This window comes from Haloglomus litoreum, assembly GCF_029338515.1.
Lineage (GTDB): Archaea > Halobacteriota > Halobacteria > Halobacteriales > Haloarculaceae > Haloglomus > Haloglomus litoreum.
Window position 1 is genome coordinate 3,693,442 of the sequence record NZ_CP119988.1, and the last position, 15,544, is coordinate 3,708,985.

11 protein-coding genes are annotated in these 15,544 nt (G+C 67.4%); 3 read left to right on the top strand and 8 right to left on the bottom strand.

What is annotated here, in order from left to right; genetic code table 11:
• Nucleotides 1-5: 5 nt before the first annotated feature.
• From P2T62_RS18540 to P2T62_RS18575, 8 genes are all read right to left on the bottom strand, one after another.
• On the bottom strand, nucleotides 6-290 hold the full coding sequence (locus P2T62_RS18540) for a hypothetical protein (protein ID WP_276258503.1): 285 nt from the start codon (nucleotides 288-290) through the stop codon (nucleotides 6-8).
• Nucleotides 283-1,935, bottom strand: a complete 1,653-nt coding sequence (locus P2T62_RS18545; protein ID WP_276258504.1) for a signal peptidase I — start codon at nucleotides 1,933-1,935, stop codon at nucleotides 283-285. Before P2T62_RS18545 ends, P2T62_RS18540 begins: the two co-directional genes overlap by 8 nt.
• On the bottom strand, nucleotides 1,925-3,061 hold the full coding sequence (locus P2T62_RS18550) for a hypothetical protein (protein ID WP_276258505.1): 1,137 nt from the start codon (nucleotides 3,059-3,061) through the stop codon (nucleotides 1,925-1,927). Before P2T62_RS18550 ends, P2T62_RS18545 begins: the two co-directional genes overlap by 11 nt.
• A gap of 371 nt (nucleotides 3,062-3,432) precedes the next feature.
• Entirely contained in the window at nucleotides 3,433-4,914 is a 1,482-nt protein-coding gene (locus P2T62_RS18555) for a SipW-dependent-type signal peptide-containing protein (protein WP_276258506.1), read from the bottom strand.
• Nucleotides 4,915-4,987: 73 nt separating this feature from the next.
• The gene (locus tag P2T62_RS18560) at nucleotides 4,988-6,979 is read right to left on the bottom strand and encodes a SipW-dependent-type signal peptide-containing protein (protein ID WP_276258507.1); all 1,992 of its coding nucleotides are present in this window, start codon (nucleotides 6,977-6,979) and stop codon (nucleotides 4,988-4,990) included.
• 77 nt (nucleotides 6,980-7,056) lie between these two features.
• On the bottom strand, nucleotides 7,057-8,799 hold the full coding sequence (locus P2T62_RS18565; RefSeq protein ID WP_276258508.1) for a vWA domain-containing protein: 1,743 nt from the start codon (nucleotides 8,797-8,799) through the stop codon (nucleotides 7,057-7,059).
• 97 nt (nucleotides 8,800-8,896) lie between these two features.
• A complete protein-coding gene (locus P2T62_RS18570) occupies nucleotides 8,897-10,597 on the bottom strand; it encodes a SipW-dependent-type signal peptide-containing protein (RefSeq protein WP_276258509.1) in 1,701 nt (566 codons plus the stop codon).
• Between the two features lie 131 nt (nucleotides 10,598-10,728).
• Nucleotides 10,729-12,117 carry a SipW-dependent-type signal peptide-containing protein gene (locus P2T62_RS18575; protein ID WP_276258510.1) on the bottom strand — a complete coding sequence of 463 codons (1,389 nt, stop codon included), beginning with the start codon at nucleotides 12,115-12,117 and terminating at the stop codon, nucleotides 10,729-10,731.
• Between the two features lie 364 nt (nucleotides 12,118-12,481).
• Between P2T62_RS18575 and P2T62_RS18580 the strand changes: the two genes are divergently transcribed.
• From P2T62_RS18580 to P2T62_RS18590, 3 genes are all read left to right on the top strand, one after another.
• Nucleotides 12,482-13,030 carry a DUF7344 domain-containing protein gene (locus P2T62_RS18580; RefSeq protein ID WP_276258511.1) on the top strand — a complete coding sequence of 183 codons (549 nt, stop codon included), beginning with the start codon at nucleotides 12,482-12,484 and terminating at the stop codon, nucleotides 13,028-13,030.
• A gap of 22 nt (nucleotides 13,031-13,052) precedes the next feature.
• A complete protein-coding gene (locus P2T62_RS18585) occupies nucleotides 13,053-15,101 on the top strand; it encodes an STT3 domain-containing protein (protein WP_276258512.1) in 2,049 nt (682 codons plus the stop codon).
• 251 nt (nucleotides 15,102-15,352) lie between these two features.
• Entirely contained in the window at nucleotides 15,353-15,535 is a 183-nt protein-coding gene (locus P2T62_RS18590) for a DUF5786 family protein (RefSeq protein ID WP_276258513.1), read from the top strand.
• Nucleotides 15,536-15,544: the final 9 nt, after the last annotated feature.

Genomic DNA, 15,544 nt, shown 5'->3' on the forward strand with positions numbered 1-15,544 from the left:
GTCGATCAACTCGACCCCGTGGAAGCCCCGTCGCGGGATCCAGATTCCGGTGTTGACGAGTCGGTCGGTGTCGGTGTTGACGAGTCGGTCGGTGTCGGTGTTGACGAGTCGGTCGGTGTCGGTTGTTCGGCAGCTGCGACCTCATTATCATCCTCAAGTCCGGACGCGTCGATCGTGACCTCGACCTCCTCCTCGTCGCTGAGGACCGCGTAGCTGTACCCGCCGGCGAGACTCAAGCCGAACACGAGAGCCAGGACGAGCACGACCAGGAGCCGCCGCCGATCAGGCATCGCCACCACCTCCACCGACGAGCGGGAGCCGACGATAGACGAACCGGATCGGCTCGACGACCGCGTAGCCCACGTAGTAGAGCAGGACGAACGGCACGGCGATCAGCGGATTGCTGGACAGCGGGCGAGGTCCGCCGCGGTCGCCCCCGCCCCCGGTCGCTGTGGCCTCGGCCGCTGTGGTGTCAGCCTCCGCGTCGGTGGCCCCGGTTGCGGCGGTATCGGCCTTCGCGGTGGCGGCGGGAGCGTCGGCCGTTCCGGTGTGCGTTCCGGTGGACGGGCCAGCGTCGTCCGCCGTCGGATCGTCGGCGACCGGAGACCTGATGTCGGTCGACTCGTCAGCGGCCGTGATGGCCGGTTCCGGGTCGCTCGCGGCAGGCATGATCGCCGGTTCCGGGTCGCTCGCGGCAGGCATGATCGCCGGCGTCAGCTCGCACCGGCTGGCGACCGGTCTCGGCGCCGGTGGGTCGGTGGCCACCGCCCCGGGAGCCGCGCCGTCGGGCGATCCCTCGCCGGTGGCCGTATCGGACCCCATCCGGGGTGCGCCAGCCCCCGCGTTGCGCGTGACCGTACCCGGGTCGTCGGCGACCCGCGTGACGGCCCGCTCGGCACCGCCGTCGTGCGCTACCGCGGTGCGCCGAGGGGACGGCCCCGCGGACGGCTCCGCGGACGGCTCCGCCGATGATTCAGGCGCGGAGCCGGGCGCCTCCGCAGCCGGCCGGTCGGCGTCCTCGGCCGGCGGCGAGCCGCCGAACAGGTACATCGCGCCGACGAGGACGAGCGTCGCGCCCACGGTCGTCGCCGCGGTCACGGACCAGACCTCGCGAGTCATGTACGCCACCCAGACGGCATACGCCGTGAACAGGAGCAGCACCCCGACGGTCAGCCGGAGGTCCATCGGAGTGAGCGTGATGCCCCCCGCGGCCTCGTCGGGCTCGGCGCTCGTCTCGCCCACGGCGGCCGCAGCACCGCCCCCCCCGCTCTCGGCAGCCCCGCCCCGACCGGCGGGCTGGTCCGGGTGGTCGTCGGGGTCGTCCGCCCCGGTCGCGGCCGTGCCGTCGGCCGCCGTGTCGTCCCCGCCCCGGGTAGAGCGAGCGAGCACGTAGGCCTCCGAGAGCACCAGCAGCGCCAGCGGCGCGACGATCAGGGTGAGCATGCCCGTCGTGGTCCCGGCGAACTGGACGACGTAGCCCATCAGCGGGATGACGAGCAGGTAGCCGCCGACGGTCATCACCTCGCCGACGACCTGCTCGGCCGACACCAGCGAGGGGTCCGGGTCCTCGTTCGCGTCGCCCGCGGTGCGGAACGCGAGCCCCTGCTCGGTCTCGACCACCTCGATCACGCGATGGGTCGTCGGGCGGGACTCGCCGCTCCGCCGGAAGGTCACGACGTCGCCCGTGGCGATGCGCTCGGGCGGCACCTCATCGACGACAATCACGTCGCCGGGACTCATGGCCGGCTCCATGCTCCCCGAGAGCACGACGTAGCTCGCGTCCGCGCCGACGACCGCTGGCACGGCGTAGACGACGAACGGGACGACGAGCGCGATCAGGAGGAGGACGCCGAGGACGTTGGCGGCGGTCCGCCAGGTCGCTCGGGTCGGTCCGGTCTCCGTCCCCGTCGGGGGGGCTCGCTCGTCAGTCGTCATCGTCCACCTCCTCGAACTCGGCGTTCTCCTCGACGAACTCCAGTTTGGCCGTGCTCGAAACCGAGAAACTGTCGTCCGTGTCGAGCTGTTCGTCGGCGATCTCACAGGGCCGGGAGGGAGCGCCCCCGGCACCTCCGCCGTTCCCGTTCCCGCCGCCGCCCGTCGTCCCGCCCGGGTCGTACAGCTGGACGGCCGCGTCCGGGTCGTTCCTGAGCGCGGTCCCCGACGTCCGGTCGTCGTCGTCCCGGTAATCGTAGATGGTCATCCGGGGTCCACCGTTGTACCCGAAGAACAGCGTGACGAAGTCCACCTCGACGTCCGTCTCCCAGTCGACCGACGTGGGGTTGTTCGGATCGGCGTTGTTGACGCTCGTGACCGCGGGGTTGATGGGGCCGGCCGAGTCCGTGCAGAAGCCGATGTTGCTGATGGCGTGCTCGTTGGTCGGCGTCTCCGCCGGGGTCGGCGTCGGGGTGGCACAGCCCTGCGGGTCGTACGGGTTCGCCGGTGAGTCGTCGTTCCGGCACTGTCCGGCGAAGAACTCGAAGTCGAAGTCCGCCGTCTCGAAGCCGGCACCGCTCGTCGTGTACTCCCACTCGACGAGCAGGTAGCGGGACGCGTCGCCGTCGAGGCAGCCGTCGTCGCCGAACCGGAGCTTCGTCCCCGGCTGCTCGGCGAGGTCGCGGAGCGTCCGGCCGTCGATGTCCTCGCCGTCGCTGTCGTGGACGAACTCGCCCGCGACCCCCTGGGCATCGGCGTAGCTGATCGTGAGTTCCAGCACGTCGGCGAGTCCCGCCTCGGACGGGCAGGTCGGCCGGAGCCAGACGTGGCCCGGGTTGTTCGCGGGGCCCGGAAGCGCGAGCTTCAGGAGCCCGCTGCCGTCTCTATCCGAGGGCTGGAGCTTCGCCGTCAGGCTTCCGCCGTCCGTCTCGGCCTCCCCGTCCTCGATCCCCTCCCACGTGACCGCCAGATCGAGGGAACCGCTTCCGAACAGGCCACCGAAGGACTCCTCGTCACGCAGGATCGCGGCGCTCCCGACGCCACCGGCGACCCCCAGCCCGCCGACGCCAGCCGCCGCTGCCAGTACCTTTCGGCGGGCGATGCCCCTATCCCCGTCGTGCTCGCTCATGTTCCCCCCCGGGCCGTGTACTCCCAGCGGTTCGGCCCTGCTTCGGTGTTCGGTGACACTCCCCATAAATCTCCGGACTCCCCGGGTAGGGGACAGGTCCGGCGGCGATCCGCCCCCCGCGACCCGCCGGGAAGCCGACGAGACCAGCAGTCGGCGGCCCAGCAGCCGGGTCCCGCGGCTCGTGACGGTGGTGGCGTGCTGGCACCCTGCCGGGGGCCGTTCCGGGACCGGCCGTCTGTTTTGCTCGCCATCAGTTCAGTCCAGGCCCACCGGCGGAGTCGAACCGCCGTCGCGCACCCGCGTGGGGACCGCCGGACGCGCAGGGCGACCGGCGTCGTGGTGGAACCAGGGAGACGCATCCGTCCCCCACCTCACTGGTTCCGGCTCTGTTCCGTGTAGTACCGGAGGTCGAACCCGAGCGAATCGCTCTGGATCTCGTTGCCGACCCCCGTCGGAACTCGCCACTCGAAGCCGATGCACAGCGTGCCGCCGTCGCCGGGAAGCTCGCGGGAGCCATCGTCGTACGGCTGGCCGTCCAGTTCGATCCGCCGTCCGCCGTCGATGGGCTCCCCAGCGCTCTCGAACAGGTCCGCGACGGTCGCGTAGCCCGACGCGGGGTAGATCAGCCGCTCGCCGTCGTCGAGCGCGTTGTCGCAGTCCCGGTCGTACCAGAACCGGACCTCGACGGCATCCGGCAGTTCGCTGTTCCCGTCGCTGTCGACGGTACTTTCGGGTTCGGTCATGCCGTTCTCGGCGCCGGTCAGGTTCAGCACGTCCAGCCAGAGGTACGCCGGGTTGTGGCAGTTGTGGAGGCTGAACGTGATCTCCCCCGTGTCGCCGGGTTTCACGTCCGAGAGCTCGATCAGGTGGTCCTGCTCCGGATACGCCTCGCTCCGGAAGACCTCGGGGACATCCAGGTTCGACCCGCTCCGGACGCTGCAGCCCGAGCAGATCGTAATCGGTGACGCGTTTACCGGGTCCGTTCCGTCCAGAAGGTCGACCGTGTTATCCGGGTGGCCGTCGAACGCACGCCACTCGTCGACGGTCCCGTCGATGCCCTCAGTGCCGTACAGTTCCGCCGCCTCGTTGAACGCCGGGACGACCGTGACGCAGAAGCCATCGGACAGGGGCCCGACGGCACCCCCGTCGGTGTAGCCCGCGTCCCAGAGGTGGTTGCTGAATCCCGGGTCGACGGAGTAGCTGTCCCGACCGCTCGGCGGGTCGTCCGTGACGAGCCAGCTCGCCCCGCTGTCGAGCCCGTAGTAGTCGAACGACGCCGCGCCGCCGTCCCCGCCGCCGGAGCGACTGCCGTGGACCACCACCAGGCTCACGTTCCCGGTGTCGACGTTCCGGTAGACGAAGACCGAACTCGTGTTCGGGTCCTGGATGGCGTCCCTCTGCGAGGCGAACACCGAGCCCTCGTAGTCGTAGTAGTCCTCGATGGGAACGGTGTCCTCGACGGCGTCGATACAGTACGTCTCCCCACCCTGGACCAGCAGGAACTCGTCGGCATCGCAGTCACAGCAGACGCCGGGGATCTCGTCGGCGCTGGCCGTGGCCCCCGGACCGCCGTACTGGACCTCGTTGAACGACTGCAGGCCGTCGCCGTCGTGGTCCGGGTAGGCGTTGACCGCGTGCGTACCGACGTCGCCGGTCCCGGGGTGTGGCCCGCTGTAGGTCTGCTGCCAGTCCACCCGCAGGTCGAGGTCGCCCGCCGCGAGCGTGTTGCGCGCGAACGATTCGGTGTCGTTGAACAGGGCGCTCGTCCCCAGCCCGGCCCCCAGTCCAGTGACACCCACGGCTCCCGCAGCGGCGAGTACCTTCCGTCGCGTGATGTCGATGTGCTCCGTCATCGTCCACCCCCTGTCGGGGAAGACCCACCGGCGGAGTCGAACCGCCGTGCTCCGAGTGGGTCGAGTTCGTTGTTCAGTTGATCTCTGCGCCGCCCTCTTCTCGCGTCGAGACGCCACCCATGTTCTGGAGCGTCACCTGGACTTCAGGCTCGCCAGAATCCTGGACTCCGCTGGAACCAGCGTCGTCGTCCTCGGAGAATGTCTCGTACCCGCTGTCCTCCGTGGCAAGTACATCGACATCTGAAGAACCGCTGATGCTGATGCCGTCGAAGGTCACGGAGAAGGGGGCCCCATCGGCGTTTCCGTCCCCGTTGTAGTCGACGTAGTCCTCGAAGGCGACGGCACCGACTTTGTTGTTCGTCAGGGTCCCCCCTTCGACTGAGACAGTCGCACTCGTCGGAAGGTTCCACGCTGCGACACCGTACTCGGAGTCCTTCACTTCATTATCGAGAACGTCGGCATCAACGCCACTCTGGATCGAGGAGAGGAACAGTCCCCAGTTCTCCGAACTGCCAGTGGTCGACGAGAGGAGGTTGTCCTGAATCGTAAACGGCGAAGCGTTCGAGAAGTGCAGATTGTGCCAGATGCCGAGGCGGGATGATTCGATATCGTTGTCCTCGATCAGTGCGGCACCTCCACTGTTGGCGTTGTAATACGTGTTCGTCTGGATTCCTATACGCACATCACGCATGCAATTTCCAGCAATCTCCGGATACGAATTGAATATTGGAATTATTCCGCGGTCAGTATTCTGGAAGAGGCACCCCTTTGCTACGCCACCTGTGGCCCCGCTGTTGGGCCCCCAGAAGTACAGTCCAAAGGGAAGATTCCGGAAGATGGTATTGCGGACAGTCATGTCGCCGTTCCTGCCGGGGCCGGTATTGAGGACACCGTAGCCCGCGTTCACCTCTGCACCGTTCAGACTGGTCCCACCGGTGAGCTCCGGACTGTCTCCATCAACGACGACTCCGTCGATGACGACCCCGTCCGACTGGACATCGAGGACGATTCCAGCCGAATCATCCGTAATCGGGTAGATGGTCGCACTAGGACTGCCAGCATTGTTCGCGGTCTTCCCGCTAGTCCCGGCGGTAGGGCCCTTGATGGTGATGGGCTTGTCGATGGTCACGCCTCCACGGTAGTCGCCGGGAGGGAGGGAAAGGGTTCCACCGGACGGCGTCTCATCGATAAGTCCCTGGAGGTCGTTGAACGGAACGTCGTTATTCCGGGTCTGCTCGGCGACGAATTCCAAGTCGAAGGAAAGTTCGTCGCCCTGAACCTCGTTGCCGACCTCGGCCGGAAGTTCGAGGAGGAGATACATGAACAGCCGATCCGGCTCGTCACCCGATGAGCTGGGGTCGCCGGACCCGATTGCGAGCGGCATTCCGCTCCCGTCGACGATAGTTACGCCGCCATCGAAGCGTTCGTACACCTGCGAGAACGTCGTGTAGTCGACGGTACCGCTCACCGCTCCGTACTCCGGTCCCGGGATTGCTGCCGGCATCTGGTACGATACCGTCTCGACGCTGTCACTGTCGTCGTTCGTCTCCGGCAGCAGGTTGGCGAGGTCTTCCCGGGTCCCGGTGCCGTCGGTCGGTCCATCGAACGACTGCCAGAGTGTCGTGAGGAGCAGGTCGTCGAGTTCGCCGCCATCCGAGGGGTCCGTGTTCGTCTCCGGTTCCGGATTGGCATTCGGTCCGGTCCCTTCGTTGCTATCGAGCCCTCCGGAAAACACCTGAACGTAGCCGGGGTTCCCCTGCACGATCATCTCGAAGCAGTAGACGTAGTAGTCTCCCGGCTTCACGTCCGACAGTTCGATTACAGCCTTCGGTGTATCCCCGTCTTTCGTCACGGTCGGGCCAGGAGCGTCCGCGTAGTTCGACGCGATTAGCTGGCCGTTGACCTGCAGATTCAGCGTCCCCGCCTGGATCGAGTTGTTCAGGAACGATTCCGTGTCGTTGAACAGGGCACTCGTGCCCAGCCCAGCGCCCGCACCCGCGGCTCCCACCGTGGCGAGCCCCGCAAGCGCCTTCCGTCGCGTGAGTTCGAAGCTTCGATCTGTCATCGTATACCCCCCCTGTTGGGGAAGGCCCACCGGCGGAGTCGAACCGCCGTACGCCAGCGTGGGCTGGATGGTGGTGGCTACACCCCGTCCGTCGGCGCGTCCGGCGTCGGATTATGGCGGCACTGCTCGGTGTAGAAGCCGAGATCGAACGTGACGGAGTCGGACTGGATCTCGTTTCCGACGGTCGCCGGGAGCCACCACCCGAATCCGATGTAGTGGGTGGTCGACGGCTGGAAGCACTCACGATTCCCGGTCCCGGCGACTTCGTCGAAGTCGGTTACTAGGTCCCCGTCGAGTGGAATCCCCCCTCCCGAGGATAGCGTGGACAGGTCCGAGGCCAGCGTTCCGGTGTGGAACACCTCCTCGCCGAGCGCCACCCCGGCGACCACGTCGTTGACGACATCCGCGAGGTTGGAGAAGTTCGCGTTGTAGTGGTTCGCCGGCGAGGATGCCACCCGGTCCCGGAGGAACTCGTCGAGCGTCGTGCCCGCGACGTTCTGCGGGTCACCGATGCCGACAGTGACGATGCGCGACGGGTCGTCGGTGCTGTCACCCGAAGGCGTCTTGATGTTATCCGCGACGAGTTCGGTCTCGTCGAGTTCGCCGCTCGAAACCGTTCCGTCCTTGCTGTTGGTGGCGTTGTCGTACGCCTGATCGCCAGCGTCGGCCGACCAGTTGTTCGCGCGGGGAGCGGTCAGTGACGCCGCACCACTGGACGTATAGGTGGTGTTGACGTAGTTCGGCCCACCGTCGGTGAGGAGGACGATGACCTGCTCGGCACCAGCGCGACCAGCGTTGTCGAGGTGCTGGTCGGCGATGTCGAGCGCCGGTGGCATCGGCGTGTTGTTGCCACCATTAGGCGTTCCGGACGGGAAGTCGAACGACGACGAGCCGAGCGTGCTCGTGACGCTCACGCCGTCGCTATCGCCGAAGGTGATGCCCCCGACCTCGACGTCGCCAGCCCCCAGCAGGTCGTCCACGAGGGTGTTGCCCGCCGACCGGAGCGAGTTGTACTCCGAGGAATTGAGCGATCCGGACCGGTCCAGGAGCACCATCACGTCCAGTTTGCCCCGCGTCGTGTCGAGGACGTTGTCGCCGTCGGTGTCGTACCACCAGACGGTCTTGATGTTCTCGGCCAGCTCACCGCCCGGGCTATCGTCGACCTCTCCCTCTGGCTCGGTCTCCCCGTTCTCGCTCTCCGAGAGGTTCCCACCCTGGAGCCAGACCCAGCCGGGGTTGTCACAGAGGTGGAAGCTGAGCGTGAGTTCGCCGAAATCACCCGGCTTCACGTCGCCCAGGTTGACGAGTGGCGCGGTACTCCCGTCGTCGAGTTTGGTGTCCGCGTTGTCCGTCCGGTTGCCCGTCGGGTCGAGGTCGTCGGGCGTGTCCGCGCCGTCCCGGCACGGGACGTAGTCTTCCTCTACGCTTCCGGCGTCCTGCGTTCCATCGCCGTCGAAGTCCGGGAACGCCTCGATGGCAGTATTCGCCATGTAGGCATCGAGATTGTCCTCGTGAACCCAGAGGACGGGATCCGTGGGATACGGCAGCCCAACGTAGTTCGACGTGTCTTCCGGTTCGGATCGAGTGACGGTGAGTCCGTCTGTCGGATCACCAAATCCGACCGCCTGCGGGTAGGAGTAGTGCTCCTCCCAGTCGACCTTCAGGTCGAGTTCGCCGGCAGTGATCACGTTCTCCTCGAACGATTCGGTGTCGTTGAACAGGGCGCTCGTGCCGAATCCGGCACCGGCACCCGCAGCCCCCACGGCCCCCAGCGCACCGAGGACCTTCCGTCGCGTGATATCCATCTGTCGGTCGCTCATGGTTGACCCCCTTCGGGGAGAGCCCACCGGCGGAGTCGAACCGCCGTGCGACGATGGCATCGCGGACCAGCGTGGGTTGAATCGCGTGCGTGCATGATCAGTCAGGGTTCGGTCCGGTACCGTCGTTGTTCCGGCACTGCTGGGTGTAGAACCCGAGATCGAACTCCACCGAGTCCCCCTGGACGACGTTGCCGACGCTGGCGGGGAGCTCCCAGCGGAACCCGAGACAGTACGACTCCTCCGCGACGAAGCACTCGCGGCTGGCGGCGTTGTCGGGGTCCTCGTCGTCGAGCGTCCCCTCGTCGCCGACCTCGATGAACTCCGAGACGGGATCCGCGTCGAGCGCGATGCCGTCACCGTCCGTCAGTTCGGCGAGTGCCTGGGCGAGCGTCCCGTCGAAGAACACCTGTTCGGGCGCGAGAACGTTGGCGAGGGTGCTGAACACCGTCGGGATGTCCAGGGGATCGTCGACGTCGAAGAAGTACGGCGGGTCGCTGGTCGAGCCGGCTCCGGGCCCGGCCATCCCCTGAAGCGTGTTCACGCCGTTCGCCCCGGTGTCGACCGCGATCGCGTAGAGGTCCGTCGGAGGATTCTCGGTGAGGTCGGCCTTTGCGTCGTCTGCGGCATCGGAAGGGGTGATGAACTCGTTGCCGTCGGTGCCCTCGAAGGCGTTCCCATCCGAGAGGACGATGTTGTCGTACTCGACTCCCGAACGCCCGTTATCGTCCAGCTCCTCCTGTGCGAGGTTCACCCCCTCGCCGATGTACGTCCCCTCGGCGATACTGACGGAGGCATACGGGTCCGGGTTCCCATCATCGACAGTCGGCGAGGGGTCGGCGGTGACGACGTTGGCGAGCTTCTTTCGGAGCCCTGTGAGGGCCGCCTCGACATCGTTCAGGTCCGAGGTGAGGCCCTGCAGGATGCCGACCCGTGGGATGTCGTCCGTGCTCCCGTCGAAGTACGCCACGCCGACCTGGGCGTCCGCGCCCGTGTCGTCGAGGAAGTCGACGAACTGTCGGGTCCCCTTCTCGACGAGGTCGATCTTCGTGGTCTCACTGTACGTGCTGCCGTTGATCGTGATGGAATCGTTCGAGACGACACCACCGTACTGGTTGTACAGCATCGACCCCGAGAAGTCCAGAGTGAGCATGATGTCCGCCGTCCGGCCGTCGCCCGGAACGTTATTGCAGTCATCGTCGTACCACATCTCCACCTGGATGTTCTCGGCGAGTTGGCCGCCGTCGACACCGTCGTCTCCCGACTCTGACGGCACCGGCGTCCCCGGTTCCGGTTCGGGGTGTGCCCCGTCGTCCTCGTCGACGTTGGCGGCCTGCATCCAGATGTAGCCGGGATTGTCACAGAGATGGAGGCTGAAGGTGATCTCGCCAGTGTCCCCGGGTTTGACGTCCGATAGCTCCACGAGCGAGTCCTGTGTCTCGTTGCCGTCGAAGTCGTAGTCGTCGTCGAACCCCGGCGTGTCGCAGGTGAGGAAGTCGACGAGGTTCGCCTCCGTGTACTCGACCGCGTACGGCTCGGTCGGGTGGAGGACCGACTGGCGTCCGTCGCCGTCGTGGTCCGGGTGGGCGTTGACGTAGACGGGGTCGCCGGCCCCGTCGTACGTCTGCTGCCAGTCGACCAGCAGATCCAGCTCCCCAGCCGTGATACTGTTCCCCTCGAACGATTCGGTGTCGTTGAACAGCGCACTCGTGCCCAGTCCAGCCCCGGCTCCGGCTGCGCCGACGGCCCCCACGGCCGCCAGCACCTTCCGCCGCGTGATGTTCATTCGTCGGTCGCTCATGGTTGACCCCCTTCGGGGAGAACCCACCGGCGGAGTCGAACCGCCGTCCCGCGGCGAGGCCGCGTCACGGGCCATCGGCAAGAGCCGACGACGACGTGTGCCAGCGTGGGTCAGGGTATATGACGACTACGCTACGGGAGCGTGGTCGTCAGGCCGTTGTTGTTGTCCGACGTGAAGTTGTCATCCCCGGAGTACACGCCGCTGGTCGGGATGCTGACGTAGGGCTGCTCCCCACCGGCGCTAGCATTAACCCCGAACTTGTACTCGTCCGTAGTGCCCTTGTCCAGGGCCGAACGTGGGACGACGACGGTGAACATGTTTCCACTCTTGGACATCGAGAAGCCGGATGGAAGTGCCGACCAACCTGCCGAAGTGTCCTTCACCCACTCTGGAACGGCCTCGTCGACCGCGGAGTATCCGAAGGGTGAGTCCGGGAATCCTCCGTCGGGATCCCAGGCCAGCTGGAAGTCGTAGATGTCGTCGTCTTCGGAATCGGCGTTAAACGCGATAGAGAAGCTCGTGCTGGCAAAGCCTGGGTCTGCCAGACTGTACTCACTGTCTGCCGGCTCGTCGAATTCGATACAGTACACGACCTGCTCGGCACCGTAGGCGACATCGACGTTCAGGACCCCGTCGGGAATCGGCTGGTCGATACCGTCAGGATTGACGTAGTCCGCCGAGTACGATTCGTCCTTGCACGGGTTCTCGGACCCGTCGTTGTGCCGGGCCTGCTCGGCGTAGAACGAGAGGTCGAACGAGAGGGTGTCACCCTGGATGATGTTCTCGACGGAGATCGGGACCTCCCACTCGAAGCAGATGCAGGGGTTGGTGACGTCCGAGTTCCCGGTGGAGTTGGTCGTCCCGTCGTAGGCCGCCTGCGAACCGGGCGTGGGATTGGCCACGCCGGTCCCATCAAGCGGGATTCCGGCCTGTAGGGCGGTGAGGAGTTCGCGGAGCGACCCGGAGAAGATCTCGGCCCCCGTCGAGTTCAGCGAGCCGTCCGACTCGTCGATGTCGCAGTACGACATCGTGACGTCGATGTTCTCCTCCAGTTCGCCTTCGCCGTTGTTGTCCTGGGGTTCGGGCTCGGTGTAGGGGCCGTCCCCACCTGGACCCTGCTCCGCCGTGCCGGTCAGTTCGCCGCACGCCCACATGTACGCGGGGTTGTCGTCGATGGTGAAGCAGAAGTACGAGTGACCGCTGTCACCGGGCTTGATGTCGTCGAGGTCCTGACTCATCGACGTGCCGTCCCCGTTGACAGTGGGAACATCGGCCGAACTGCCGTTGACCGTTTCGGTGAAGCTGTTGATCGTATAGCTCCCCGCCATTCCCTGGTCCTCGTGGACGACGTAGTCGACCGCGAGGTCCAGCTCCCCCGCGGTCATCATGTTCTCTTCGAACGATTCCGTGTCGTTGAACAGGGCGCTCGTGCCCAGTCCAGCCCCCGCCCCCGCGACTCCCACTGTGGCGAGTCCCGCGAGCGCTTTCCGCCGCGTGAGTTGGTAGCGCTTGTCTGACATGGTCTTGGCGTCCGGGCCCCCCGATGGGGCGCGCCGGACCTGTCCATGCCATTCACCCCCACCCACTAAGCTAATGACCGGGGTATCGAGAGAAACGGCGCGTTCGGGGCTGCTAACGCGACATTCGAACGCATCGATTCGCTCGTTGAAATCGTCGAAGCGATGATTGAACCCGTCGAACGACTGGACGGATGAGACCTAGCGACCGATTAAGCCCGATGCTGTCGGGGGGTTCCCGGTTCGATGGAACGTGATACGAACCGGGTATGTGACCCTACCCAATGCTTTATGCCCTCCCGCCGGGTGCTGGAAGCCACCCAACGGCCGAGACCGAGCGGCCGAGCAAGCCCAGGGGAGGGGGACCATGGGAGTACTATCAAGATACGGAGACGCCATCGACAGGAGCGAAGTGTACGAGATCCTCCGCAACGACCGTCGTCGCGCGACGATCGAGGTCCTGCGGAAGAAGCTGGGGTCGGTGTCCCTGCGCGCGCTCTCGGAGGCCATCGCCGAGCGCGAGACGGGGGAGTCACCGCCGCCGCGGAACGTCCGGGAGAGCGTCTACAACTCGCTGCACCAGACGCATCTCCCGAAACTGGACGAGCGCGGGGTCATCGAGTACGACCGCGACCGCAAGACCGTCCAGCTCGAGGACGGCGCCCGCGAGGTGTACGTCCACATGGAGGTGGTCAACGAGTACGGCATCACGTGGGCGGACTACTACCGCTCGCTGGGCGTGCTGGCGCTGATGACGATCGTGGCCGGCAGCCTGGGGACGCCGTTCCTCGAGTCCATCGATCCGGTCTTCATCGCGAGCTTCTACCTGGTGCTGTTCGCGCTCTCGGCCGCCCGGCAGCTCTGGGTGAACCGCTGGCTCTACCTCCGGGCGCTGCTCCCCGAGGGCGGGCAGTGAGCCGGGGCGCCCGAGGTCGGCGGTGACCGGCCCCGTCGGTCGGCGCCGCGGCGCACTTCTGGCCAGCCTCGGGTTCCTCGCGCTCGTGCGGCTCCTGCCGCTCCCGTCCGTGTTCCGGGACGGGAGCGTCGTCCTCCCGTCGAACGACCCGTACTACTACCGGTACTGGGTGGACGTGATGCACGCGGGCGGCGCCCCCTGGGACCTCCCGGCGGCGGTCGCAAACGGGGAGCCGCTACTGGTCACGGTCCTGTGGCTGGTGTCGCTCCCCGTCGCCGGCAGCCAGTGGGCCACGGGCGCGGTCCTGGCGTGGTACCCGGTCGTCACGACGGTCCTGACGGGCTACCTCGTCTACCGGCTGGGGACGTACGTCAGCGACGACCACCGGGTCGGGCTCGCGGCGGTGCTGTTGCTGGCGACCGTCCCCGCCCACGCGATCCGGACGGTCGTCGGGTTCGCCGATCACCATGCCTTCGACTACCTGTGGCTCACGATGACGGCCTACGCGCTGACGGTCCTGCTCGACCGCCCGGCGCGCGACCGGACCACGTGGCTCCTGTCGGGCGGCCTCGCGGTCGGACTCGCCGGGCAGGTCCTGGCCTGGAACGCGGGGCCGCTGCTGATCGTGCCGGCTGGACTGGCCGTCGCGGTGGGGGCGTTCGATGCCGTCGGACGGGCGACAGGACGCCCATCGTCGCTGGTCCCCGTCGTGGTGGGGGTCGGCGGCGGCGCGGGGCTCGTGCTGTTGGCGCACGCGGGTCTGGGCTGGCAGTCCACGGCGACGGCGGCCAGCCTGGGACTCCTGCTGCTCGGCACGCTGGGTGTGCACGCCGCGACCGAGGCCGTTCGGCGTGCAGGGGCCGGGCCGGGCGCGCTCGCCGGGGTCGGGCTGGCCGGACTCGTCGCCACCGGGACTGCCCTGTGGCTGCTCGCTGGGGGGGTGCCCACCGTGCTCGAGGGGGGACTCGCCCGACTGACAGCCCGGAGCCCCATCGGGGAGGTCGCCGGACTCGGGACGGCCTTCGGGCCCGTTCTCGGGCCGCTGATCCTCCTTGGCTTCGCGCCGTTCCTCGCGCTCCCGGGGATCGCACTCGCGGTCCGTCAGCTCCGGCGACGGCGGGACATCGCCTGGGTGCCTGTCCTCGTCTACGTGCTCTACTTCACCGGTCTCGCGCTGGTGCAGCGGCGCTTCGCCGGCGAACTCGCCCCGACCCTCGCCGTGGTGGGGGGGTTCGGTTTCGTCTGGGTGCTCGCCTGGTTCGAGCTGATCACCCCCCCAGCCACGCTCCGGCCCACGGACCGCGAGGACCCGCCGGCCGAGGGGATACTCCATCCGCCGGACCGGACCCGCCTCGCACTCCTCGGCGGGATCGGGTCGATCGTCCTCGGGACGGGGACCCTCTTCACCGGCATCATCTCGGAACGCCTCAGCATCGACCCGGAGGCCGTCCGGGCCGCGAAGTGGATGCGGGCGTACGCTGGCGAGCGGGGCTGGGTCTATCCGGAGACGTACGTCCTGTCCGAGTGGGACCGGAACCGGATGTTCAACCACTTCGTGAACGGACAGGCGGAGTCGTACGCCTACGCCGAGCAGGTCTACGAGGCGTTCCTGTTCTCGAGCGACCCGGAGACCTGGTACGGCCGGCTCGACGGGCGGGTCGGCTTCGTGGTCACGACGGACCTCGACGACCTCGGCAGTGTCGCCTCCCGCCGGACGTACACCCGATTGCATCGGTTCCTCGGGAGTGCCGCCGGCGGGACCGACGGCCTCGGGCACTACCGGGCCGTCTACGCGAGTCCCGACGGCGGGGTCAAGGTGTTCACGCTCGTCCCCGGCGCGACGCTCGCGGGCCGCACGGACCCCACCCGAGAGCGGGTCCGAGTCTCGACCACGGTCGAACTCGAGGGCGCCACCGACGCCGGATTCGACTACGTCCGCGAGACGACCACCGACGAGGACGGGGCGTTCTCCGTCCGGGTCGCGCACCCGGGCCGCTACGCCGTCGGGGACGGGACGGTCGTCGTCACCGAACGGGCGGTGACGGCCGGCGAGACGATCGCCACCGAGTGATTCACGGCCGCACGGAGTGATGGGCGGCGGGGCCCGGGCACCGGAGCGGAGCGCCGCGAGGGCCACCTCCCGCCGGGTGACGCCACATCGCCGTCGTCCCCAAACTGGGGAGAGCCGGTCGAGCAGTCGACCCTGGCCGCCACGACTCTGCGGGTCACCACCAGGGTCGACGCCCGCCGGTCACGCCATCTACACGCACGGCGTCGGCCGCATCACGCGACTTATCCGTCCCTGTCCCGACCCACGAGTGTATGGGCTTTGGCAGCTACGACGAATCCGAGCAGGAGAACCAGCAGCAATCCACCGACGAGGACGACGTCGAGGCCGTCAACGTCCACGAGCACGACCACGACGGCGAGGTCAGCTTCGAGAACGACGCCGACACGGACGAACTCGTCGACCGGCTCCAGGAGATGAAAGGCGGGGACGACTGACGGACCGGC